General features: G+C 25.8%; 24 protein-coding genes and 1 other RNA gene. 22 read left to right on the top strand and 3 right to left on the bottom strand.

Annotation, left to right across the window (positions count from 1 at the left end):
• Positions 1 to 39 precede the first annotated feature (39 nt).
• Complete coding sequence (locus NPX79_RS00480) at positions 40 to 924, top strand: hypothetical protein (RefSeq protein WP_381415184.1); 885 nt, start codon at positions 40 to 42, stop codon at positions 922 to 924.
• On the opposite strand, the gene trpS is transcribed toward NPX79_RS00480, so the two are convergent.
• Positions 925 to 1,956 (bottom strand): tryptophan--tRNA ligase, encoded by a 1,032-nt coding sequence (gene trpS / locus NPX79_RS00475; protein WP_381415183.1) that lies wholly within the window; start codon positions 1,954 to 1,956, stop codon positions 925 to 927. It abuts the gene before it with no gap.
• A gap of 105 nt (positions 1,957 to 2,061) precedes the next feature.
• Between trpS and eno the strand changes: the two genes are divergently transcribed.
• The 12 genes from eno (at position 2,062) to NPX79_RS00415 (ending at position 11,167) form a co-directional block, all read left to right on the top strand.
• Positions 2,062 to 3,423 carry a phosphopyruvate hydratase gene (gene eno, locus NPX79_RS00470; RefSeq protein WP_381415182.1) on the top strand — a complete coding sequence of 454 codons (1,362 nt, stop codon included), beginning with the start codon at positions 2,062 to 2,064 and terminating at the stop codon, positions 3,421 to 3,423.
• Between the two features lie 106 nt (positions 3,424 to 3,529).
• Positions 3,530 to 4,120, top strand: coding sequence for a hypoxanthine phosphoribosyltransferase (hpt, locus tag NPX79_RS00465; protein ID WP_381415181.1), 591 nt, complete (start codon positions 3,530 to 3,532; stop codon positions 4,118 to 4,120).
• Complete coding sequence (locus tag NPX79_RS00460; RefSeq protein WP_381415180.1) at positions 4,102 to 4,746, top strand: hypothetical protein; 645 nt, start codon at positions 4,102 to 4,104, stop codon at positions 4,744 to 4,746. The genes hpt and NPX79_RS00460 overlap by 19 nt, the downstream gene beginning before the upstream one ends.
• Positions 4,747 to 4,764: 18 nt before the next feature.
• Positions 4,765 to 5,349, top strand: coding sequence for a dephospho-CoA kinase (coaE, locus tag NPX79_RS00455; RefSeq protein ID WP_381415179.1), 585 nt, complete (start codon positions 4,765 to 4,767; stop codon positions 5,347 to 5,349).
• A 1-nt stretch (position 5,350) separates the two neighbouring features.
• Positions 5,351 to 6,055, top strand: coding sequence for an RsmE family RNA methyltransferase (locus tag NPX79_RS00450; RefSeq protein WP_381415178.1), 705 nt, complete (start codon positions 5,351 to 5,353; stop codon positions 6,053 to 6,055).
• Between the two features lie 9 nt (positions 6,056 to 6,064).
• A complete protein-coding gene (locus NPX79_RS00445) occupies positions 6,065 to 6,622 on the top strand; it encodes a hypothetical protein (protein WP_381415177.1) in 558 nt (185 codons plus the stop codon).
• Positions 6,623 to 6,673: 51 nt separating this feature from the next.
• Positions 6,674 to 7,363, top strand: a complete 690-nt coding sequence (locus tag NPX79_RS00440; RefSeq protein ID WP_381415176.1) for a lipoprotein — start codon at positions 6,674 to 6,676, stop codon at positions 7,361 to 7,363.
• Between the two features lie 201 nt (positions 7,364 to 7,564).
• The gene (locus NPX79_RS00435) at positions 7,565 to 8,536 is read left to right on the top strand and encodes a Gfo/Idh/MocA family protein (protein WP_381415175.1); all 972 of its coding nucleotides are present in this window, start codon (positions 7,565 to 7,567) and stop codon (positions 8,534 to 8,536) included.
• 1 nt (position 8,537) lies between these two features.
• Positions 8,538 to 9,215 carry a deoxyribose-phosphate aldolase gene (deoC, locus tag NPX79_RS00430; RefSeq protein WP_381415174.1) on the top strand — a complete coding sequence of 226 codons (678 nt, stop codon included), beginning with the start codon at positions 8,538 to 8,540 and terminating at the stop codon, positions 9,213 to 9,215.
• A complete protein-coding gene (locus tag NPX79_RS00425) occupies positions 9,199 to 10,044 on the top strand; it encodes a hypothetical protein (RefSeq protein ID WP_381415173.1) in 846 nt (281 codons plus the stop codon). Before deoC ends, NPX79_RS00425 begins: the two co-directional genes overlap by 17 nt.
• Positions 10,045 to 10,106: 62 nt before the next feature.
• Entirely contained in the window at positions 10,107 to 10,400 is a 294-nt protein-coding gene (locus NPX79_RS00420; protein ID WP_381415172.1) for an HU family DNA-binding protein, read from the top strand.
• A gap of 179 nt (positions 10,401 to 10,579) precedes the next feature.
• Positions 10,580 to 11,167: a DnaD family protein gene (locus NPX79_RS00415; protein ID WP_381415171.1), complete on the top strand. Its 588-nt coding sequence runs from the start codon at positions 10,580 to 10,582 to the stop codon at positions 11,165 to 11,167.
• Here the strand turns inward: NPX79_RS00415 and NPX79_RS00410 are convergent.
• Positions 11,142 to 11,630 (bottom strand): Holliday junction resolvase RecU, encoded by a 489-nt coding sequence (locus NPX79_RS00410; protein WP_381415170.1) that lies wholly within the window; start codon positions 11,628 to 11,630, stop codon positions 11,142 to 11,144. The genes NPX79_RS00415 and NPX79_RS00410 overlap by 26 nt on opposite strands.
• A 133-nt stretch (positions 11,631 to 11,763) precedes the next feature.
• On the opposite strand from NPX79_RS00410, the gene NPX79_RS00405 reads away from it, so the two are divergent.
• On the top strand, positions 11,764 to 12,024 hold the full coding sequence (locus tag NPX79_RS00405; protein ID WP_381415169.1) for a hypothetical protein: 261 nt from the start codon (positions 11,764 to 11,766) through the stop codon (positions 12,022 to 12,024).
• Positions 12,025 to 12,032: 8 nt separating this feature from the next.
• Here the strand turns inward: NPX79_RS00405 and nagA are convergent, their stop codons facing one another.
• Complete coding sequence (nagA, locus tag NPX79_RS00400; RefSeq protein ID WP_381415168.1) at positions 12,033 to 13,175, bottom strand: N-acetylglucosamine-6-phosphate deacetylase; 1,143 nt, start codon at positions 13,173 to 13,175, stop codon at positions 12,033 to 12,035.
• A gap of 97 nt (positions 13,176 to 13,272) precedes the next feature.
• Between nagA and NPX79_RS00395 the strand changes: the two genes are divergently transcribed.
• The 8 genes from NPX79_RS00395 (at position 13,273) to NPX79_RS00360 (ending at position 25,973) form a co-directional block, all read left to right on the top strand.
• Positions 13,273 to 14,637 (top strand): M17 family metallopeptidase, encoded by a 1,365-nt coding sequence (locus tag NPX79_RS00395; RefSeq protein ID WP_381415167.1) that lies wholly within the window; start codon positions 13,273 to 13,275, stop codon positions 14,635 to 14,637.
• Positions 14,638 to 14,678: 41 nt separating this feature from the next.
• Positions 14,679 to 15,010: RNase P RNA component class B (gene rnpB / locus NPX79_RS00390), an RNA gene on the top strand.
• A 2,085-nt stretch (positions 15,011 to 17,095) separates the two neighbouring features.
• Positions 17,096 to 18,031: an ABC transporter ATP-binding protein gene (locus NPX79_RS00385; protein ID WP_381415166.1), complete on the top strand. Its 936-nt coding sequence runs from the start codon at positions 17,096 to 17,098 to the stop codon at positions 18,029 to 18,031.
• 94 nt (positions 18,032 to 18,125) lie between these two features.
• Positions 18,126 to 19,382, top strand: a complete 1,257-nt coding sequence (pyrH, locus tag NPX79_RS00380; RefSeq protein WP_381415468.1) for a UMP kinase — start codon at positions 18,126 to 18,128, stop codon at positions 19,380 to 19,382.
• Between the two features lie 3 nt (positions 19,383 to 19,385).
• Positions 19,386 to 20,423, top strand: coding sequence for a phosphatidate cytidylyltransferase (locus NPX79_RS00375; RefSeq protein ID WP_381415165.1), 1,038 nt, complete (start codon positions 19,386 to 19,388; stop codon positions 20,421 to 20,423).
• Between the two features lies 1 nt (position 20,424).
• Positions 20,425 to 20,625 (top strand): hypothetical protein, encoded by a 201-nt coding sequence (locus NPX79_RS00370; protein WP_381415164.1) that lies wholly within the window; start codon positions 20,425 to 20,427, stop codon positions 20,623 to 20,625.
• Positions 20,625 to 21,584: a 1-deoxy-D-xylulose-5-phosphate reductoisomerase gene (locus tag NPX79_RS00365; protein ID WP_381415467.1), complete on the top strand. Its 960-nt coding sequence runs from the start codon at positions 20,625 to 20,627 to the stop codon at positions 21,582 to 21,584. Before NPX79_RS00370 ends, NPX79_RS00365 begins: the two co-directional genes overlap by 1 nt.
• A 48-nt stretch (positions 21,585 to 21,632) precedes the next feature.
• A complete protein-coding gene (locus NPX79_RS00360; protein ID WP_381415163.1) occupies positions 21,633 to 25,973 on the top strand; it encodes a PolC-type DNA polymerase III in 4,341 nt (1,446 codons plus the stop codon).
• Positions 25,974 to 25,981: the final 8 nt, after the last annotated feature.

Here is a 25,981-nt window from a genome sequence, read left to right as displayed (position 1 = left end):
TTTTTAATGTATAATTTAACTAAAACAAAAGGGTTATAAATGAAAAAAATAATTAAAATAATGTGAGTTAAAATAATATTAGTTGTATCGGCGCTTACTGTTGTTGCTTGTGGTCAACAATATGAACCGCCAGTTGATAATGATAATAATGTAGAAATAGAAAGTTTTATAAGTAATTATAAAATATACTGATTTAGCCAAGATGTTTCTGGTAAAGATTATTATCAAATAAAAGATAATCCATCTAATGCATCAATTTTTGCAGAATATAGTAAAGGATCTGAGTCACATACAGTAAAAACATTAATGAATAGTAGTCTCGATAATAATACTGATGATTTAATCTATTCATGAAAAAATAATAAAAATATTTTAAGACTATATATTTCTGATGAAGAAAGTTCTCTTCCTGACAATGCTCACATTAAACGAACAGTTAATAACTTTCCTTATTTAGAAAGTTATGAAGAATATTCAGTTTCAGTAGGAATGGTTGAAATGGATATATTTGAAGGAGATTATTTAAAATCTGCCAAACCAGAGAAAATAAAAATGTATTATAAAACAATTAATATTATAAGAGATGATTTTTGATTCGCTGAAAATACTAGAAACACAGATGAATTTTTAGGTCAAAAAGATGTTATTTTTCCGCTAAGTTTTAAAATGGATACAACACAAGAAGAACTTTTAGAATATTTTTTAGAAGAAATTTATCAAATAAGATTACTTTTTAATATTAGCAATTTAGAACAAATAAATAATTTGGACCATTTTTATAAATATTTAAATACTTTATTAATTTTTGAAGTTAAAAGTTTTGACTCATCATATAAACATGAAGACATTATGAATATTGTTTTTAAACAAAAAAATAAAGACTTATTTTCAAAGTCTTATAACATAAAGTATGTAATTGAATAATTATTGTCTTTTATAGTTTATGCCAATAGCATTTTGAATCTTTTTTNNTAATTTTTTATAAGCTACATTTCTAGCTTTTTTTGCTCCCAATTCAATATAATCATCTAAATCTGAACTTTTTAAAAGTTGATGGTATTTTTCCTGTATTGGTTGTAAACAATCTATGATAGTTTCTCATACAGCTTGTTTAAATTCTCCGTAATTTTTATTTTCAAATTCCAACTCAACAGCTTTAATATCTTTATTATTTAGTGCTGCATAAATTGACATTAGATTACTAATGCCTGGTTTGTTTTTTTCATTATAATAAACTTTATTTTCAGAATCTGTTACAGCAGCTTTTATTTTTTGTATAATAATCTTCGGTTCATCTAACATTGAAATATATGATTTAATTTCATTGCTACTTTTACTCATTTTTTCTAATGGATTTTGTAAGTTTTTTATTTTAAAACCAACATTAGGAACAAAGTCTTCAGGAACCTTTAAAAATTCTTGATCATATTTTATATTCATTCTACTTGCAATGTTTCTAGCTAATTCAATATGTTGCTTTTGATCTTTTCCAACAGGTACATAATCAGCATCATATAACAAAATGTCTGCAGCCATAAGTGTTGGATATGTTAAAAGACCACTTGGAATAAACTCACTACCATTTCCCGCTTTAAAAGATTTATCTTTATATTGAGTCATTCTACTTAATTCCCCAATTGTTGTATGACATAATAAAATATGCCCTAATTGTGCATGCTCCAAAACATCAGATTGTATAAATATAGTTGATTTATTTGGATCTAAACCACAAGCAAAATACATAGCAATTAAACTTTTTATATTATTACGCAATGTTAATTTATCAATTGGCGATACAATTGCATGTAAGTTTGCAACAAAGATATAAAGGTCGTTATTATCTTGTAAAGTTAAAAAGTTTTTTNNTATAGCCCCAATATAATTTCCTAACGTTATAACTCCTGTTGCTGTTATTCCAGAAAGTATTCTTTTATTTTTTATATTATTTACGTCCATATTTACTCCTATAAATCATATTTTTTTATTTACTAATTCTATTATTAATTCTATAATGAAATAGTATAAAAGAAAATAAAATTATAAAAAAAGAGGAGTATATATATGTCAAGAATTGAGCAAATTATTGCGAGTGAAGTTATTGATTCAAGAGGAAACCCAACAGTTAAAGTTGTTGTAAAAACTGAATTTGGGGGAGTGGGATCAGCAATGGTTCCTTCTGGAGCATCAACTGGTTCTAGAGAGGCTTTAGAATTAAGAGATGGAGATAAAAAAAGATACCATGGTAAAGGTGTTTTAAAAGCTGTAGATAATGTAAATAATAAAATTGCAAACTTAGTTGTAGGAATGGAAGTTTTAGATCAAGTTAAAATTGATGAAGCTATGATTAATTTAGATGGAGATGATTTTAAGAAAAACTTAGGAGCAAATGCTATCTTGGGTGTTTCTTTAGCTGTTGCTAAAGCTGCAGCAGCTGAATTAGAATTACCATTGTATAAATACATTGGAGGAATTAATGCCAAAAAATTACCAGTGCCAATGTTAAATATCATTAATGGTGGAGAACATGCAGAAAGTGCAGTAGATTTTCAAGAATTTATGATTATGCCTGTTGGAGCACCTTCATTTAAAGAAGGGTTAAGATGAGCTTCAGAAATATTTCATAATTTAAAAAACATCTTACATTCTAAAGGGGATATTACAGCTGTTGGAGATGAAGGTGGATTTGCACCTAACTTTGAATGAGCTTATAAAAAAAATACTTTAGAAGCGTTTAAATCACATGGTCCAGCTGAAGTTGCTATTGAATTAATAATAGAAGCAATTAAAAAATCAGGATATTCAGCTGATAAAAATGGAGTTATGATTGCTATGGATTGTGCATCATCAGAACTTTATAATGAAAAAGATAAAAAATATCATTTTAAAAAAATAGAAAAAATAACAGGTAAAGAATACTCAATGACTACACCTGAGTTGGTAGATTACTTAGACAAATTAGTAGATAAATATCCAATTATTTCAATTGAAGATGGTTTAGCAGAAGCTGATTGAGAAGGATTTATATTACAAGTTAAAAAAATGGGTCACAAAATTCAAATCGTGGGAGATGATTTATTTGTAACAAATCCTAAAATTACTGCTGAAGGAATAACAAGAGAAGCTGCTAACTCAATTTTAATTAAGTTAAATCAAATTGGTTCACTTACTGAAACTGTAGATACAATTCAATTAGCACAANAAGCTAACTGAACAGCAGTTGTTTCTCATAGATCTGGAGAAACCGAAGACACAACTATTGCTGACTTGGCTGTTGCATTAAATACTGGTCAAATTAAAACTGGTAGTATGTCAAGAAGTGATAGAATAGCAAAATATAATAGATTGCTAGAAATTGAAGCTGAGCTTGGTGAATCTGCAAAATATGACGGTTCAAAAACTTTTTATAATTTAAAAAAACTTTAGATAAAATCATAAAACTCTTTATTAATTTAAAGAGTTTTATTTTGTTTTTATTTTATTATGCTAAATGTTTTGTTATAATAGAAATCATAATATGTGAGAGGGTTTCATGAAAAAACATCCATTGGTTAAAAAAGTTATCATATCAAAGAAACAAATAAATAAAAAAATTAAAGAATTAGCGAAAAGTATAGAAAAATACTATTATGATGAACATCAGGATTTAAATCAAAATACAGTTTTATGCTTAGGTTTATTAAAGGGTAGTGTCCCTTTTATGGCTAAGTTTATTGAACAATTAACAAAATTAGAGTGTCAAACTGAATATATGTCAGTTGCATCTTTTGAAGGAAATATTGAAGCAACTGGAGTTCCGAGAATTACAGCAGATAGCAATGTAGACTTTTCTGATAGGGATGTTTTAATTGTTGAAGATATAATTGATAGCGGTAGAACTTTAAAATTAATTAAAGAATATTTATTTGGTAAGGGCGCTAAGTCAGTTAAAATTTGTACAATATTTGATAAAAAAGAAGGTAGAAAAGTAGATCTTCACGCTGATTGGTACGGTTTTGATGTTCCGCATAAGTTTTTAATTGGGTTTGGATTAGATTATCAAGAAAGATTAAGAAATCTTCCTTATGTTGCTATAGCCGATGAAGATAAAATAAAAAATTGACAATGAAAAAAATTAAAATAATAGGTGACTCATTAACTTATGGGTTAAAACCATTTGGACAAGGAATTATTAATAAAAATGAAAATTGACCAAATATTTTGCTACAAAAATTGAATAACTTTTATAAGCAAGACCTTACGTTATTAATAGATTCATATCCCGGAAGAACAATATATCCATATAAAGAAGATTTAGGATTTTTAAAAACAAATGGAATTGATATTGTTTCAAGTAGTGATTTTTATAATGAAGATTTTAACACATGCATAATTTTTTTAGGGACAAATGACTTTATTGTTGAAGAATCTTTAAATAAAATAAAAAATATTTTTTGTAAAAAAGAAGAAATTTATAATAAAATACTAATTGGATTAGAAAAATTAATAAATATTATTAAAAGTAAAACCCAAGATATAGATTTTATAATTATATGTCCGCCAATTGTAAATACTTTAATGGAAAAAAAGTTTTTAGGTTTTCACGAATATGTAGTTAAAAATATTAGTATTAAAGATATAAAACTTATAGGTTTGGAAAACAAGTGTGATCCAAGTAAAGAAGATTTTATAAATTATGATGGGTTGCACTACACACAAAAAAAATGTGATGTTTTAGCTAATGTTATATATAATGAATTTATTAGCTAATATGAATTTGAGGTTTATATGATTATAGGTATTTACGGGTATATTGCTAGTGGTAAATCAACCGCTTCTAAATATATTGAAGAAAAATTTAAATTTAAACACATCAACGCAGATGAAGTTGCAAAACAAACTATTAACTCAGAAGAGTCAATAAATGTAATTAAAGAAACATTCCCTGAGGTTGTTGTAGATGAAAAAGTTAATAAAGAATTATTAAAAGAAATTGTATTTCAAGACGCTGATAAAAATAAAATTTTTACTACAGCATTTTGACCAATTGTAAATAAAAAAATTGTGGAAATAATTGAAGAATCTGGAGAAAGTAACTTTGTTATTGAGTCTATTGGTCTTAATTCTTTAGACATTGAGTTTGACTTAGTATTTTTTATAAAAGCGCCAAAAGAAGTTATCTTTAAAAGGTTATTTAAAAGAAATAAAACTTGAAAAAAAGAAGAAGTATATCAAATATTAAAAATTCAGAAAAAAATATTTGATCGTAAAAAATTACCAGAAATTAAAATTGAAACAAGTGGTATTGTAGAAGAATTATATGAAATGATTAATTTTTATATAAATAAATATATGAAAAAATTAGGTAAATAACATGCATCACTTTTTTGTAAAAGACAAAAAAGGTGACTCTTTTGATTTGTCAGATGAACAAAGTCATCAATTAAAAAATGTTTTAAGATTAAAACATCAAGATAAAATTGTTGCTATTTATGATAAAACTTTTTATTTTTGTTGGTTCAATAAGGAATTAAATAATTTTATAATAATTGAAAAATTACAAATAAACAATGAACCTAAAATAAAAATAAACCTTATAAATTGCTTAACAAGAAATAGTAAATTTGAATTAATGATTCAAAAAGCAACAGAAATTGGTGTTCATAAATTAATTCCTTTTCAAAGTGAAAGATCTATTGTTAGTATAAGCAAAATAAATGACAATAAAATTCAAAGATGAAATAAAATAGCTTTGGAAGCTGCAGAACAATCAAGAAGAAATATTATACCAACAATAGAAAAACCTGTTTCGAATATACGCGATTTAGACCAATATATGTCTGATTTAAACATAGTTTTATATGAGGCTGAAGATAATAAAAGTTTAAAAGATAATCTTATTAAAAATATAAAAGAAATAACAATTGTTATTGGTCCTGAGGGAGGATTTTCTAATAAAGAAATAGAATATTTTGTTAGTAAACAATACAAAGTTTGTCACATTGGTAAAAGAATACTAAGAACAGAAACTGCAACTATTTTTGCATTAAGTAATTTAATTTATAATTATGATCTATAGGAGAATTATATGAAATTTATAACAATAAAATCACTAGTCAGTATCGCTAATTTATTTATGTATATAACATATTTAATAATATTCTTATTTTTTGGTTTAAATTATTCTAATATAGAGTGAAAAACAGCGATAAATATTTCATATGTTTTAATGGCTGGCGCTTTAGTTTTACTTATTATTTATGATTTTGTAAGGTATTTAGAAATTAAAAAAACAACATTTCAACTTACCAGAAAACATATATCATATACAATTATTTTTTATATCGGCCAAGCTATATTATATTTTATGGCAATTATCTTTGTAATTTTAATTCATACAGGAGCATTAAATTCTGATTCAACTAGAATTGTGTGATATGTCTTTTTTCCAATTACATTTTTAGCTTCAATTTTTGTTACAGTCTTAGAATCCATTGTAAGAATTGAAGAAAAAATATTTATTGCTAAAGAAAATTGAAAAGCATCAGAAGAATATGTAAAAAAATTAGAAGAACAAGAAAAATTAAATGTTATTGATGAAACTTTTGATAAAAAACCAGAAGATAAAGATGATATTTTTAATTAAGTTAATTTATTTTAATGTGTTAAAATAAGTTATATTCAAAGGAGCCTTTAAATGAAAAAAATATTAAGTATTCTTGGGTCAATTACTATAATTGGTTCAACAACAGCAACTGTTATTGCTTGTGCACCACCAGTTAACTCTTTAATTGGAGATAGATTAGACTTGGGAGAATTTTTAAGTGTAGATAATGAGTTTAATGAAAAACCAGAAATTTCATTTTATTTGTTAAGATATAATAATATGACAGAAAGCATTGGCGATTTGCCAAAAGATTTCTATGATAGAGATGTAAACTTAGTTTCTGGATTTCAAAATGCAATTCAAGCAAACACAGCTACTGTAATGGATTGAAATCAAATTGATTTTGAAACTTCTATTTCAGAATATAGCAAAGATGTAAGTTTAAAAAATGTAAAAGTTAGTGCAGATGCAAAATCTGATAGTGTTTATTACAAAGGTTCTTTTGAAACGGTAGAATCTGATTTAAGAGTTAGTTTAAAAAACTTTTTTAACAGAAAAGATACACCTAAAAGAGCCATTGAATGAAGTGGTGATTTAACTGAAGCTGAAAAGAATGAAAAATTAGCAAAATTTATTTTTGGAAACGCAGCAGATGCTACTTGATTAACAAGTCAAAACCTTACATTTACAGAAACAACTGAAAACCTTACAGTAACTGTGGGGACAGGTCTTATTTTTGAAAATAACAGCGAAATTATAATTGATTTAAAAACTTCATAAGAAATATAAATTAAAAATATATTTATTTATACAATAAACAACAAAGTAATTACTTTGTTTTTTTCATATGTATGCAAAAATAGCAAATATAAAATATTTTAATATATAACAAAGTAAATAGTTAATTGACAAACTTGTTTAAAAAAGATAATTAACTTGTAAGTTAGATTTACAAGTTAATAAAGTAAAGGAGAATATAATATGTTAAGAATTGGAACAATAGGGACAGGGGCTATTGCAACTGAGTTTGTAGAAGCTGTTAAGTCACGTAAGGATTGTAAAATAAATGTTGTTTATTCACGATCAATAGAAAAAGGTAAGTTATTTAGCTTAAAATCACAGTTATCAGTGCATGTTGTTGATAATTTTGATGATATGTTGGATAAAATGGATATTGTTTATATTGCATCACCAAATGGGTTGCATTATCAACAAGCTAAGTATTTTTTACAAAACCAAAAAAATGTAATTTTAGAAAAACCGCTAGCGTTTACAGAAGCGGAAGCTAAGGATTTAGAATCAGTTGCTTTAGTAAATAAAGTTATTTTAATGGAAGCTATGAAACCAGTACATACTCCAAACTTTAATTTGATTAAACAAGAAGTAAAAAATACTAATTATTTTTTAGCTAATTTTATGTGATGTAATTATAGTAGTAGAATGAACAATATAATTAATGAAGATTTTTATAAAGATTCTATTTTTGATGAAAATTTAGGTAAGGGAACATTATATGATGCTGCCGTTTACCCAGTGGAAGTTGCTATTTCATTATTTGGAAAAGTAAAAGAAGTAAAATGTCTAAGTCATAAATTAAAAAATAATGTTGATATAAATAATTTAATAATGTTGCGCCATGCAAACGGTGTTTTATCTAGTATAACAGTTTCAAAAGCTGCTAATAGTAGTAATATTTGTGAGTTTTTATCATATGATAAAACTCTAGAAATTAACAACGTTAATTCTATGATTGATTTAACAATAAAAGATCGTGTTACTAAAAAGTCTAAAACTTTTAATGAAAATACTGAAAAACACATTATGAACTACGAAATTAATACTATGATATCCATGATAAAAAATAATGACTTTGATTTAATGAAGGATTATTTACAAAATACAATTGAAACAATCAGAGTTTTAGAAGGTATAGATAAAAAATTAGGAGAATAATATGAAAAAACTAGCTAAAAAACTTAATAAATATATAGATCACACACTATTAAAACCAGAAGCTTCATTAAATGATATTAGAAATTTATGCCAAGAAGCTTTAGAGCATGACTTTGCATCTGTTTGTGTAAATTCATACTTTGTTAAAGAGTGTAATGAAATTTTAAAAGATAGCGACGTAAAAGTTTGCACTGTTGTTGGATTTCCTTTAGGGGCTTCTACTAGTGAAACAAAAGTTGCAGAAATTAGTCAAGCATTATCTGATGGAGCAACAGAAATTGATATGGTTTTAAATATTTCAGCTTTTAAATCTAGCGATTATGATTATGTTATAAACGATATGAAAAAATGCAAAGCGGCTGTTGGAGATAAAGTTCTAAAAGTGATTTTAGAAACATCTTTACTGAATGATAAAGAAATTAAAAAAGCGTGTGAGTTAGCAAAAGAAGCTAAAGTAGATTTTGTAAAAACATCTACTGGCTTTAATGGTGGTGGGGCAACAGTTCATCATATTAAAATAATGAAAGCTGCAGTTGGAAATGATATGTGTATAAAGGCTTCAGGAGGAGTAAAAACTCGCCAAGATGCAATTGATATGATAGTTGTTGGAGCTGATAGAATTGGAACAAGTGGTGGTGTTCAAATTGTTAAAGGTGAAGCAAATGAAAGACCATACTAATGTTCTAATATATAAAAATGATTATTTAACATTAAAAATTAATGCAAATCCTTTTGAAATTTCATCAATTATTTCAAAAAATGGAAAAGAGTTTATTTATCAAAGAGAAGATGGTTGATTAAAATCTTGACCACTTTGTTTTCCAATTGTCGGAAGAATTAAAGAAAATAAATATGAATATGATGGTAATTTCTATGAGTTAAACGGTCATGGTTTTTTTCGTAGTATTGTGAGTTGAAAAATTACTAAATTAGAAAATGGTTTTAATTTTTACTATAAACATAATGGAGAATTTTCTAATGTTTATCCTTTTATGTTTGAAATAAGTATCAATATTATTTTGAAAAAGAACATAATGGAACAAACGTTTGAAGTAAAAAATCTGGACAATAAACAAATGCCATTTCAATTTGGGTGGCACCCAGCATTTAATATTAGCTCTCAAAATAGTTTTGTTGAATTTGATATTGAAAATGAATTATATGAGTTAAATCCATCTGTAAAACCCACTAATAAAAATAAAGTACAAAAAATTGCATTATCTGATTTAGATTTCTCGAATTCTAATTCTTATGGTTCTGAAGACAATAAAGCAAGTGCTTTTTCAATTTATGATAATCAAAACAGAATAAATATGTTTGCAAATAATTATCCAACATATTTAATTTGAAAAAATAAAAATCAGAGTAATTATATTTGTGTTGAACCGTGAGCAGGTAGTGTCGATAAAACATATGAAAATAACATAAATATTTTTTCAAAAAAACATATTAATATTTTGGATCCCGAAGAATCCAAAACATACTCTATAAAATGTGAGTTTATTTAACTTTTTGTTATTTTATGGTAGTATTATACAAATGTTATTAAACATTTAAAAAAGGAGTTTACATGGCAAACGAAACAAAACAACTAACTAAAAAAGATTTAATTGTAAAGGTAGCTGAAAAATGCGAAATTACTAAATCTGAAGCGGAAAGTGTTGTTCAAGAATTCTTACAAACAATCATTGATGAAGTTAAAGAAGGTAACAAAATTGCTATAAATGGATTTGGAACATTCGAAAGATCATACAAAGATGCTGCAGTTTATAGAAATCCAAAAACTGGGGAACCAATTCATAAAGATGGTAAAAACATTCCGAAATTTAAATTTTCAAATGCTTTTAAAGATTCTGTTTTATAGTGAACTGCTATAAATGTTAATTTTATAAATATATTAATAACTAGATTATTAATGCTATGTAAAAACTAATTGTTAAAACAATTAGTTTTTTTATTTAATTAAAGTAAAATAAAATATGTAAGAACTTATATGTAAAATATTTATATAGGTTATTAGTATAAAAATTAAAAAGGATTAAAATGTTAAAAAATTTATTTGATAAAAATTATATAAACAAATGAAGATTATTAATTAGTAACTATATGTTGATCGGTTTATCTGAAGAACAACTTGTTTTGATTTTATTAATTATGAATAGTTCATATAGCTATAAAAGGTTTATTTCTTCAACTGAAATTGCTAGAATTTCAAACTTTGATGCTGATAAAGTGGATAAAATGATCGAAGATTTAACAGATTTAAATATCATAAATATAAAAATGAATAATGATAAATTAGAAATGGATTTATCACCATTATTTTCTTTAATTTTACAAAAAATTGAAGAAACACCAGTTAAGAAAAATTCGAATAAAAAGAGCGGAAAAAACAATTCTTATATTTTAGAAGTTGAAAAAACTTTTAATATAACTTTAAACTCTGTAGAAAAAGATTGAGTTTTTTCCAACATTGAAACAGAAGAAGATATATTAGAGTTAATCTCATTTGTTAATAGTTTAAGTACAGTTGATAAAAATTTTTTAAATGTATTAAAATCATTTGAACAAGAGCTTGAACAAAAGCCATCATCACTTACAAAATTTAATTGAATAGCTGATGAAGAATAACTGTAATATTAGCACTATTATTTTTTAAATTAAATTTAATATTAAATCCTATTTTAGAAATTAGTTCATATGAAATACGATAAATTTCTTCATTAAATAATAAGTATAAAATACTAAATGGTAACAAAAACATTTTTTTAAAATTAGAAAAATATATTAATATAAAAGTAAAACCTCCATTTTTTTCACACTTTTTCATAAAGTTGTATTGAGAATATTTTATAGAATTTAACAAAAAAAAGTGTTGTTTTGTTTGTTTGACTTCTACTCCAATAAATCTTCCTTGAAACACCCCGACATAATCACAAACACCTTTATTGTCCTTAGTGTGTACGACAATATTTTTTCAAAATATTTTTCGAGGTTCAACCTTGAAAACCAAACACTTATTTTTTAAAGATAGTTTATGGAACAGTTCATTAAATAGTTTTTCTATATTTTTGTTTGTTATATTATTTTTCATTTATTCTCCTTCGCTAATATTTTTTTAATAAAATTTATTGTATAATTCAAAAGTAGGTGCATATGAAAAATTTTAAACAAATATCGGAATTAATTTTAAAAAAGAATTTGAAATCAACACACATGGTTATGAAATGCATGAAGTTGATATGTTTTTAGATGAACTAAGAGGTTATTATTTAAAACTTGAAGCATATTTAGAACAACAAGATGTAAAAATTATTAACTTGCAAAGAACAATTGAAGCATTAAAAGACAACAATAATTCTTTAACAAGTAAACTTGAAAGTGTTACACATCAAAAAGATATAATTGAAGAAAAAAGTTACTCTAAATCTGAATTGATTTCAAGAATCCATGATTTAGAAAATAAATTAAATAATAAAAAAGATTAGACTTTTGCCTAATCTTTTTTATTGCTAAATAATATTTTTCCTTTAACAATTGTTGTTTCTACATTTAAATCTTTATCTGTTATTACTAAATTTGCTAATTTATTTTTTTCAATACTTCCCATTTCCTTATAAATTTTCATTTCTTTGGCCACATTAATGGAAGTCATTTTAATTAAATCTGTTAACTTACAGTTTGTTATTCTATACATATTTCTAACATTTTGATCATATGTTGATGAAGCTCCAGCGATTGTTCCATCTTCCAAGGTAACTGTTTTACCTTTTTTTGTTACCTTTAATTCACCTAATTTATATTCTCCATCTTTTAATCCCTTGGCACTCATAGCGTCTGTAATGATTGTAATATTGTTTGGTCCCAATATGTCATATGTCATTTTGCAAACATCTTCATTTACATGTATACCATCAGTTATAAGTTCTGATAGTAAATTATTATGACTTAATCCTAATGTAACTAAACCCGGATTACGATGATGGTGAGGTGACATAGCGTTATAAAGGTGTGTTAAGTGCTTAATATTATATTTTTTAACATCACTCAAACCTTGTTGATATGTAGCGTTTGAGTGTCCCATTGATAAAATAATATTATTTTTTGTNGCTAATTCTATAAATTTATCTTCTTTAGCTTCTGGTGTGTACACTAAATACTTAATATATTTTGTCGATGAAAGCATTTCTTTTAATATTTCATACTTGCACTCTTTAATTAGTGCTGGATCATGTGCTCCTTTGTATTTTAAAGTTAAAAAAGGTCCCTCAGCATAGATTCCCAAAGGGATTGAGTGATAATTTTTGCTTTCAATAAAGTTTGAAAAATTTTGATATATATTTTTCAATCTAGACATTTCTGTTGCCACATTTCCAGGACAAAAAGCTGTAACTCCTTCTTTAACTAAGTTTTTTGATAGGCCAGAAAAAGACTCAATTGTTCCGTCTTGAAAATCATATCCATATCCACCGTGCGAGTGAATATCAATATAACCTGGCATCACAATTTTACCTTTTAAATCTAATCCATCTTTATTTGTACTTTGCCCATAATCTTTTATTATTTCATTTTCTATTTCAATGAAACCATTTTCGATAATTTCATTTTCTAAAACAACTTTTACATTTTTAAGTATCATTTTTCCTCCATTTTCATTTAAGAATTATTATTTGCTGATAATTATATTATAATTAAATAATAGTTTATAAATTAAATTTAACAACAAAGGAGCATAAATGGAAGTTTTAAAATATGAAAATAAAAAATATAGTAATTTAATTGAATTTAAGTTCAATACAAGTACTTATAATACTTTTTACAGTTTTGATATTGAAACAAAAAATAAGGAAAATCTTATTTATGAAGTTAATATATGTACAAAAAATTATAATAAAAATAAAAATCGCATAATTAGAGAATTAAGAAAATCTTTTTCACAATTTAAAAATAAAGATATTATTTTAAATTTTGAAAATGTTAAAGAATTAAAAGTGATTAAGCTTATATATGGAGCAATATTATTTGCAGTTGATACATCATTTGTTTTAAACAAAAATGCAATTGAAAACATTGATGGAATTGAATATAAAACAATAATAAAAACTAACAATTATAAAGAACTTGAAAAAATGTTAGTGGAAGAAAACATTAAATATAAATATGTTTCTAATTCACGATATTTACAAGATGGTCCGCCAAACATAATTGACGCTGAATGTTTTTGTAACTTTTTTATATGAAAGTTAAATCAAAATAAAGCCTTAAAAGATAAAATAAAAATAAAGGTTGTTGAAAAAGAAGAATTAGAGGAAAGAGGAATGGATTTAATGCTTTCTGTTAATAAGGGAAGTTCAAAACCTATGAAAATGCTTGTAATGGAATATATGGGTAATACTAAAAATACTATTGATTATGCTCTTGTTGGAAAAGGGATTATTATGGATAGTGGTGGTTATTCAATTAAACCTAAATGATCACAAATTGATATGAAGTTTGATATGGCGGGAGCTTCAATTGTTGCTAATGCAATCTTAGGAGCAGCTGAACTAAATTCTAATAAAAATATTGTAGCTATTGCTCCATTAACAGAAAACCTAGTTGGGCCAAGCGCTTCACTTGTTGGAGATATTTATAAATCATATAATGGTAAGTTTGTAGAAATAACAAATACAGACGCTGAAGGTAGATTAGTTCTTGCTGATGCTATTACATATGCAATTAAAGAGTATGGACCAACAAATATAATTGATATTGCGACTTTAACTGGTGTTGTAAAAATGGCAATGGGAGCTAACTATACTGGAGCTTTTAGTAATAATGAAGATTTATATAATTTATTCTTAGAAAAATCACAAGAAGAAAATGAAGATATTTGAAGATTACCATTACAACAAGAATGTAAAGAATTATTAAAATCAAACGTTGCTGATCTTAAAAATGCAACACCAGATTTAACTTATGGATTAAGTGTTGCTCCAGCATTTTTAGAAGAATTTATTGAAGGTAACAATTGATTACATTTAGATATAGCTGGTTCTTCAGCTTTACATAATAAATCAACTGGAGTTATGGTAAAAAGTATAATAAATATTATTAAATAAAATTATTTGATTTTTTTAATTATATGTATATAATAAAAAACACGGTGATCTAGTCGCTACATGTAAATGTAGAGGAAACTCCACACTCGCACAATCTGAGATGATTGTAAGGTTTGTGCTAATCGAAAAAATAAGATTAGGGTATATAACACGACGGTCAATGTTGCTAAGTTAATTTCATTAATATGCAATATACTATAAAGTGCCACAGAGACGAGATGTAAGAAATTACATTATGAAACGGGTAAACTCCGCAAGCGAGCAACCTAAATTTTGGTAAGGGCATCTTGTAAACTAAATCAAGTGAAACAAGATTTATTTAAATTTAAATAAAAGATAAATGACTAGACTAGACAGAATGTGGGTTATGATCCGTATAAACTAAAAGCACGTAAGTGCTTTTTTTATTATATTTTTTGACTATATTAACTTTACTTTTTTTATAATATAGAGTATTATTATTATTAAAAAAAATATGATTTTGTAGTATAATAAGTGTATAAAGATTTTAAAGGAAAAAGCAGTTAAGTATATGGAAAAAAAGAAATTATTAACGCAAACGATATTGCAGTTAATCAAAATAAACAAGTTAAGTTTGTATCTAATACAAAAAGAGGTAAGCCATCACTTTTATCATTAATGGCTTACTTAACAAAGAAAATTTTTTATTCTGTATTAACATTAGTTTTTTTTACTATTGGTATTTTTACAATGCTTGCAGCAGCTGTCGTTGTTTTTGCTTTAAATTTAGAAGGTGAAAAATTTTCAGCAATGTTTCAATACTTTGTTTTAGTATTTGTTTTTATTGCCTTATTTTTATTTATTGTGTTTAATGCTGTTAAGTTGTTTAACACACAATTGGTTGATAATTCATTTTTATTAGTTTTGACAAAGCCATTTAGAAGATCGACAATTATTATTTTTCAATACTTAACAATTTTTATTGCAACAGAAGTATTTATATTATTTTCATTAGGAGCATCAATGTTAGGGGCGTTTGTCTTAAGTATTGGTTCGCAATCTGAAATATTTAGTTTTTATTTTGAAACAATAATTAAATTAGCAATTTTTTCAACAGTTTTTGGAATATTAGTTTTAGCTGGATCGGCTATTTTAGCAATATTAGTAACATCTCAAACAACTTTTTTAATCATGGTTGTTATGTGTAGTTTATTTATTTTAGGTAGTTTACCATATAGATTAATGAAGATTGAGTTAAATAATATCATGTTAAATAATGGTGCTTTAATTAATGCCAAAGGGGATGTTGTTGATTCTTCAATTAAATTTTATAAAAATATTGAAACAGGAAAATTAAAATATCCAAATCTTGTTAAATGATTAAAAGATAGTTATGATGAAAATCTTTCAGGAACTGGTAATGAATTTTTATCATCAATTTCATTTAAAGCTGCAAGAGACCCGCGTTTAGCAATTTGATCAAGCTTAGGAATCTTAAAAAATGAAGTTAACAATGAAAGAATTTTAATTGAGGACCCAAGTCCAGATGCAATGTTTATTTATTTAGATAGTTTTAGTAATCCACCTTCAAAAATTGAACAAGCAAACTTTATTGGGTTAAATATTGCTTCAAACTTTAGTGTTGTTGAAACTAATGAATTAGAAAATATGGCAAAAATTGAAACTGATGACACTAAAAAACTTGTATTAGAAGAACTTGTAGAATTAAATAGCATGAATATTGAATTAATGAAAGGTGATGAAGAAAAATTTATTACTTTTAATAGAAATAATATTGATTTAATGGAAATTTATAATGGTGGTTCTAGATATGATGAAGCTGGTAAAGAAACTGAACCAACAAACACATCATATGTAATAACAAAATCTGAAGGTAAAACTTTATATCACGAGTTACCAAATTACGCTTTAATGGATGCATACCTTCAAAGTAGTGGAATGAATACAATTGACTTAAAATTTACAGGTGTTTCTTTAGATACAGAAACACTATTAAGAAAAACATATTTTGCTGATATGACAAATCCTGTTTTAAACACTATTTCATTATTGGAACAAGGAATGAGACAACAGTTTGGATACTACTATGGTCTATTTAAAAATCCTTTTACAATTTCAAAAAAAGAATTTGAAACATTTGAAGCAATTTTAGGAAACTACAAAACAATTTCATTTGCAAATGTTATTGAGCATTGAAACAGATTATGAACTACATTTAATGGTTTTTATGGTGATTTCTGATTTGAACCATTATCAAGAGATATTGACATGAGTTCTCAAGAAAATGAATTATTTAGTTATGNNCCCAATATAACTATGCTTCTAAAAACTATGCATTCATTGAAGATGAGTTTGCATATGTTCAAGATGATTATATAATTGGTGGAGTCTATCTTGGATTATCAGTTATATTACTATTAAGTGGATTTATCACATTAAATAAAAAAAGTATTAGTTAATAGAGGAGCGATAAATTATGAAAGTAAATTATGGAACAAACGCCACTGAATCAGCAATTACTATTAAAGATTATGAAAAAAGATTTCGTAGATTTAGAGTAAAAAACACAAACATTAATATTGGTAAAAATAAAATTCATGCTATTATTGGTCCTTCTGGTAGTGGTAAAAGTGTTATTTTAAAATCAATTATTGGGTCAATTACATCTTACAAAGGTGAGATAGTAATTTTAGGTAAAAAATCGACAAATCCAAAATCTAAGTTTAACATTGGGTTTTCAATGAACTTGGAAGCTTTTCCAATTGGGATGAAAGCTATGGACTTTGTTCAAAGTTTAGCGAGAATTACTGGTTTAAAAGGGCGAAGTTTAAAAAATAGATTAGAAGAACTGTTTAACCTTTATGGTTTATGAGAACACAGGAATAAAACATTAAATTCTTATTCTTCTGGGATGAAAAATAGAATTATGTTGATTCAAGCAACAATTCACGATCCTGAAATTATTATTTTGGATGAGCCTGGGGTTAACTTAGATACTGAAGGTCGTAAATTTTTAAATCAATATTTAAGAGATGAAAAAGCTGCTGGAAAAACAATTCTTTTAACAACTCACCTTATCAATGAGGTTAAAGACATGATTGATGAGTGTACAATTATTCAAAAAGGGGAAGTTATTTTTACAGGTCCAATTGAAGAGCAAGAAATTGATAAAGTGTATACTTTAAAATCAACAAATAACAAATTATTCTTAACTTACTTAATTGAAAACAAAATTAGACATCGTTACAACGTTGCTACAAATGAAATTCAATTACAAGTTCATAATCATTTAGCAATAAATAACATGTTTGCTTTTGCTTTAAAAAATAACATTATTATTTTAACTTTAAATCCAACGGAGATTGATTTATCATTTATGAAGTCTGGATTCTTTGATATAAAAGTCATATAGACTTTTTTTCTTTTTTATATAAAAACATTATAAAAAACACTAAAAAAATTATATAATTATTAAGAAAAAACAGGAGTAAGTATGGGATTAAAATATAAAAAGAATTTTATTAAAAATTTCAGGAGAAGCATTAGGTAGAAATAACTCAATTTATTGTGCAGACAACATGAAAAATATTGCCGAACAAATAGTTAAATTACACAAGGAAAATTGCCAAATAGCGATTGTAATTGGTGGTGGTAACATTTGAAGAGGTAGAAGAGCTGCCGAAATAGACATGGATGCTTCTAATGCAGATTATATGGGAATGATTGCTACTGTGATGAACGCATTAGCATTAGAAAATGTTATTAAACATGCAGGAACAGATAAAATTAAAGTTTTTTCTAAAATTAATATTCCAGAAGTCGCATCACCATATATTTTTAAAAAAGCAAAATCAGATTTAGATAATAATAACATTGTTATCTTATCCGGGGGAACAGGACAACCCTTCTTTACAACAGATACAGCAGCAGTAATAAGAGCAATTGAATTAGAAGCTGATGTTGTATTAATGGCTAAAAATGGTGTTGATGGTGTTTATGATAGTGATCCAAATGTAAACACAAACGCAAAACGTTTTAGCAGTATTAGTTTAAAAGATCTACAAAGCAAAGGATTGCAAGTAATGGATTTAACAGCATCATCATTAGCTTTAGAAGGTAAAATTAAATTAATAGTTTTTGATATTAACGAAAAAGATAACATATATAAAGCGGCTCATGGAAAAGCTGTTGCAACAGTTGTAAAAGGAGNNAATAACATGCAAGATATTTTAAAAAAAACCGAAGATAAAATGATGAAAAGTTTAGAATCTTTTAAAGGAGAAATTGGTAAAATTCGTGCCGGAAGAGCAAATCCATCAATGATTAGTCATATAATGGTTGATTATTATGGTTCAATGACACCAATTAGTCAAACAGCCAACATTTCATCGCCAGATGCACAACAGTTAGTGATAAAGCCATACGATAAATCAGTAATTGCAAATATAATGGCAAGTTTAAATAAGACTGATTGAAGTTCATCTTCACAAGTTGAAGGAGATATCATTCGTATTAAAGTACCAGCATTAACTGAAGAGCGTCGTAAAGAGTTTGTTAAAAAAATGTGAAAAGAAGTTGAAAACTATAAAATCACAATTAGAAATGAAAGACGTGATGCAAAAAATGCTATTAATAAAAATGATGAATTTGCAGAAGATGAAAAGAAATCTTTTGAAACAAACTTACAAAAATTAACAGATAATTTTGTAAAACAAATCGATTCTTTAGGAAAAGAAAAAGAACAAGAATTAATGAAAGTTTAGTCTATGTCAAAGCAAAAATTAGAGAAAAAGTTAGAAGAAAAAATTCAAAATTCAAATGTAAATTTTTTTAAAAAATATAATCAAAGATTTACAACCGCAATTATTTTAATTGCTATTTTTGCGTTTTATTTTGCTATTGGTGTTATGTCAACGGAACTAGCTTATTTAAAGTTGGCTTATTTGTTTAACGCTGGTTTTATGTTGATGAACATTGGAATATTAATGTTAGTTAATGTGGAAATTATAAAGCTTTTAAATNTTAATAAAGAAAAAGTCTTAAAAATTATTCCATTATATTTATTTGTTGTAGTATTTTATTTATTACCTCATACTAATAACATTTCAACGGCTTATGGTGGTAATAATTCAATTAACTATCCACTTTATACAATGATAGATTTTTCATGACTAACAACATATTTAGTAGTTGTCATATTCTTAGTTACAGCATTAGCGTTATTGTTATATCTAATATTTATTTTTAAAGTAAAATTTTCAAAATCATTATTATACTTAATATTTATTGTTTACATGATTTTTGCTATAAAAGGGATGACAACATTTATGCTTAATCCAGAGTATGGGTGAAGTAGTGTTATTTGACTATCACTTATTATTATTTTTACAGATTCATTTGCCTTTATCGGGGGAGTTTTATTTGGAAAAAATAAATTAGCACCAAGTATTTCGCCAAATAAAACTTGAGAAGGTTCAATTATTGGTTCAACATTTGGTATTTTAATTCCTTTAACATACGCTTTATTGATGTTCTTTTTAAATGATAATACAAGCACTCATGTTTTTGATTTTTTTAACTCAAATGAAACAACATTAAGAGTTGTAGTTTATGTATTGTTGGCAATTGTTTTATCAATTGCAACACAGTTTGGTGATTTATTATTTTCTTTAATTAAAAGAAAAGCAAATATAAAAGATTTTAGTAATTTACTACCAGGGCACGGAGGGATTTTAGATCGTTTAGATTCATTCTCATTTGTGTTCTTTGTTATGTTCCTAATTTCTACAATCGCATTGGTTTAATATGAAAAGGCAAAAGGTTTGCATTTTAGGGGTAAGTGGTTCTGTTGGAAAACAAACTTTAGAAGTTGTTGAAAACAATTCAGAGCACTTTGTTCTTAATGCTATTTCTTTTTGAAAAAATATTGATTTTTTTAAAAAAATTAATAAAAACCACTTAAATTTAAAATATGTTTATTGTTCTAGTGCTGTAAAAAAGAAGTAATAAGTATTAATCCTAATTTACAGGTTTATACTGAAAAAGATAATTTAGATAATTTTTTTAATAAAAACAAAAAAAATATTTTTATCAATGCTGTTAGTGGTGTTGCAGGAATACCATTTTCTTTAAAAATAGTTAACTTTAAAAAAGTACAATTTTTGCTAGCGAATAAAGAAACAATTGTTGCTTTTGGTAAAAAATTTTTACAAACTGTTAACAAAAACAAAGTAAATTTAATTTCTATTGATTCTGAACATAATGCAATATTACAAGCAACAGAAACAAACAATGCAATTGAAAAAATTCTTTTAACAGCATCAGGTGGTAAATTTAATAATTTTACAAGACAAGAACTTAAAAATACTGATATTAAATTAGAAAATATTTCTCACCCTAATTGAGATATGGGCATTGATATCACAATTGATTCTAATACAATGATAAATAAGTGCTTTGAGGTAATAGAGGCTTATCATTTATTTAACACAAAAAATATTGAAGTGTTAATTCATCCGCAATCTATCATTCACTCAGGAGTTATGTTTGTTGATGGAACAATAAAATTTATTGCTTCAACTCCCGATATGAAATCACCTATAAATTATGGCCTGTTTAATAAGAAAAGATTTTATTTAAAAAATCACAAAATATTAAACTTTGATAGTAATTTAAAATTAGACTTACAAAAAGCTGATATTAATAAAATTTTTCCACTTAAGTGAGCTTACAGTTCTTTTGAAAAAAATAACTCTTTTGCCGTAACTATTTTATTAGCAAACGAAATGTTGAGAAAATTATTTAAAGCAAATAAGGTAAAGTTTTACCAAATAGTTGATGTAATTGATGAAGTTTTAATTATGGATAAAAACATTGTCATTAAAAATGAAGCAGAACTTTTAAATTTAAAAAACGATATTAAAGATAATATAGCAAAAATTTTAGCTAAAAACCGTTACCAATAATTTTAGTGGTAATGATATAATGCAATAAAGTTTAAAGGACTAAACACTATGAAAATTCACGATCAAAAATTAAATCAATTGTTAGAAAAAATTAACTTTGTAAATGATAACCCAATTTTAGCTTCAGCTAAAATAATTAGTGATCCAATTTACATTTTAGAAAAAAAACAATATCTTGTAGAATTGGTAATCGAAGATTTTTTTAATGTAGAATTTTTAAAACAATTTGAAACTGCAATTAACAAAAATGATACATTTCAATTTAAATTTCATTTCAAATGCAAGGTTCAAAAGTATAATTTAAATATTATTTTTAACTATATTAATTATATTATTGATAATCATTCACTATTAAAATCTTCAGCTTTCAGTAAATTAAATAAAGACCGTTTCACTTTAAAAAATAATGAACTTGAAGTAACAGCCTTTAGCAAAATTGAAGAGTCATTAATACTGACACATTTAAGTTACTATGAAAATCAATTACAAAAATATGGTTTTAATAATTTAAAAATATCAATCAACTTACAAAAAAAAGAAAATGATATAGAACAAATTAAAAATGAAAAAATAAACAATTTGGTAAGTAATATGAACTTTGAACCAAAAAGTTTTGCACCAGAACCAAAATTAATTAAGTATAATTCAAAAATAAGTTTAAGTAAAAAATCATTTGAAACCTTAAACGATATTGATCAAGACTTTCCTAATGCTGTAATTCATGGTTTAGTCTTTAAGAAAACAATTATGAGAACAAAAAATGGTTCTTATATTTATACATTTTTTATAACTGATAATACAAACTCAATTCAAGCAAAATCTTTTAGAAAAGAAATACAACCAGATGGTGATTTAGAAATGATTAGTGAGGGGGACCATGTGTGAGCGGCAGGGGACTTGCGCTATGACAATTTTGTTAAAGAACAAGTATTATTTCTAAAAAAAATTCAAAAACATGATGTAAAAGTTGATAAAATTCTAGATTCAAGTGAAAAAAGAAGATCAGAAATACATGTTCATACAAAAATGAGTGCAATGGACAGTGTTGTTAGTGTTAAACAAGCTTTTAAAACAGCTATTGATTTTAAACATCGTGCCATTGGTTTTACAGATCATAATAATGTACAAGCTTTTCCAGAAATTTACAAACATGCATTAGCTAATCCAGAATTAAATGTTCTTTATGGGGTTGAGTTTAATGTTATTAATAAAAACATTGACTTAGTTAGAAATAAGCAAAAAGTTAATTTAAATGAAGCAAAGTTTGTAATATTTGATATTGAAACAACTGGTTTATCAGCTAAGTACGATGAAATAATTGAAATTGGGGCTGTAATTTTAGACTTCAAAAACAATACTGAAGAAAAAATTGATTGATTATTTAAATCAAATAGTAAATTATCTCAGTTTACAAAAGATTTAACCAATCTATCAGATGAGCTTTTAAGCAAAGAAAAACATTTTAACGAAAGAATCGATGAGGTTATTTCGTTATTTGATGATGCAATTTTGGTGGCACACAATGCTAGCTTTGATATTGATTTTATTCAAACAAAATTATTAGAAAATAAAAAAGAGTTATTAAAAAATCCGGTTATTGATACCTTGGCCTTATCAAGAATATTAGTTCCTGTAAGCAAGAACTATCGTTTGGGAACAGTTGCTAAAAAATATCAATTAGAATACAACGAAATTGATGCCCATAGAGCGGATTATGATGCAAATGTTTTAAAAGATATTTTTAAAAAGCAATTAAAAGATTTATCAGAAAATTATGGAATTGATAACCTTTTTGACATTGAAAAAATAATTGATGATAAAGTTTATAATTTACAAAGGGGATATCATGTATCAGTTTATGCTAAAAACCAAAATGGTTTAAAAGATTTATTTAAATTAGTTTCAAAGGCTCATACAAAATCTTTTTATAATAGCCCAAAATTATTTTGAGATGATATAAATGATAATCGTAAAAATTTAGTTGTTAATTCTCCTTGTGTTAATGGAGATGTTTTTGAGATTGCAAGAAATAAAAATGATCAGTTATTAAAACAAGCTATTGAAAAATATGATTATATTGAAGTGCAACCTCCATCTGTTTACAAACACTTGTGACAAAGAGAAGAGCTTGATGAACCTAGAGTTAATGATGTTATTAAAAACATTATTACACTTGCTGGAACAAATAAAGTTTTAGCATCAGGGGATGTTCATTATATAAGCAAAGCACAAAAAAAATATCGCGAAGTTTATATTCATTCAAAAGGGATTGGTAAAAAACCTCACCCTTTATATGATTTTAAAAATAGAATTACGGATTATCCAGATCAGCATTATCGCACAACCGATGAAATGCTAAAAGAATTTAGTTTTTTACCAAGTGAAGTTGCTGAAAAAATTGTTATAGATAACATTAATAATTTTGTAGACAATTTTTCTAAGATTAAAGTTATTCGAGATGGGTTATTTACACCGGTAATTGAAGGTTCAGATGAAATGCTGACAAATCTTTGTTATGAAAATGCTAAAAAAGTATATGGTGATAAATTGCCGACAATAGTTGAAGAGCGTTTAAAATTTGAGTTAGATAACATTATAAAGCATGGATTTGGTGTTGTGTATTGAATATCTCATCAACTTGTAAAACAATCATTGAATGATGGTTATTTAGTTGGGTCAAGGGGTTCTGTTGGGTCTTCTTTTGTTGCAACATTAAGTGAAATCACAGAAGTTAATCCATTAGTTCCGCATTATATTTGTAAAAAGTGTAAGTATAGTGAGTTTATTGAAAATAGTGAATATAAGTCAGGATATGATTTACCGAAAAAGACTTGTCCAGATTGTCAATCAGAGTTAATTGGTGAAGGTCATGATATTCCGTTTGAAACATTTTTAGGATTTAATGCAGATAAAGTACCAGATATTGATTTAAACTTTTCTGGGGATTATCAAGCGCAAGCCCATAATTTAACTAAAAAAATGTTTGGAGAAGAAAATTGTTTTAGAGCGGGGACAATTTCAACAGTTGCTCAAAAAACAGCGTTTGTTTATGTTAGAGATTATTTTACTGAAAATAATCAATACGATATTAAAAAAACAGAAATTGAACGAATTGCACAAGAGTGTGAAGGAGTTAAAAGGACAACTGGTCAACACCCAGGGGGAATTTTAGTTGTGCCAAAAGGCTATGAAATTGAGGATTTTACTCCTGTAAACTTTCCAGCAGATGATACAAAATCGTCTTGATTAACAACACATTTTGATTTTCACGCCATTCACGATAATTTATTAAAGTTAGATATTTTAGGGCATGTTGACCCAACAGCTTTAAAAATGCTAAGTGATATCACAAAAATTAATCCAAAAGAAATTCCGACAAATGATGAAAAAGTATTATCATTGTTTTCAAGTTTAACTAATTTAAATATTAATCAAGAAGATATAATGGGGGAAGTAACTGGAGCTATTAGTTTACCAGAGTTTGGAACTCCATTTGTTAGAAGAATGTTAGCTGATACTAAACCAAAATCATTTGCAGAATTAGTGCAAATTTCTGGTTTATCACATGGGACAGATGTATGAACTGGTAATGCTCAAATATTAATTANNAAGAAAAAAAACATTAAGCTATCAGAAGTTATTAGTTGTCGAGACGATATTATGATTAATTTAATTCACAACAACATAGAACCAAACACTGCGTTTAAAATTATGGAAAGTGTGCGTAAAGGTAAAGGTCTTACACCTGAGGAAAAAACTTTATTACAAGAAAAAAATATTCCAGAATGATATATTGAGTCTTGTCAAAAGATAAAGTATTTATTCCCTAAAGCACATGCTACAGCATATGTGTTAATGGCTTGAAGAATTGCTTGGTTTAAAGTATATTATCCAGCTGAGTATTATGCAACATATTTTTCAACAAGAACAAGTGTTTTTGATATTGAAACAATACTAAGTGGTCCAAATGCTATTAAAGCTAAATACAAAGCAATAAAAGATAAATTAAATTCAAAAGAATACAGTGTGAGAAATTCTGTAACAGCTAAAGAGCAAGATTTAATTACAATTTATGAAGTTGCTTTAGAAATGTATGCTCGAAATATTACTTTTTCAAATATTTCATTAGAATTAAGTGATAGTAAGAACTACATTGTTGTTCAAAATGAAAATAAGGAAAAAACTATTATCCCACCATTTTCATCAGTTGATGGACTTGGAGATTCTGTTGCAAGTAAAATTATTGAAGAAAGAAAAATCGGAAGTTTTAAATCAATAACAGATTTAAAAAATCGTACAAGAATTAACAAAACCAACTTAGAAATTTTTAATAAGTTAAAAATAACTTCTAGTTTGGATGAAGATAGCCAAATAAGGTTTAATTTTTAAGGAGAATA

It is taken from the genome of Spiroplasma endosymbiont of Anurida maritima (assembly GCF_042465095.1).
Classification (GTDB): domain Bacteria; phylum Bacillota_I; class Bacilli_A; order Mycoplasmatales; family Mycoplasmataceae.
The sequence above is the reverse complement of the archived record's forward strand: the minus strand, read 5'-3'. Positions and strand labels throughout refer to the sequence as shown.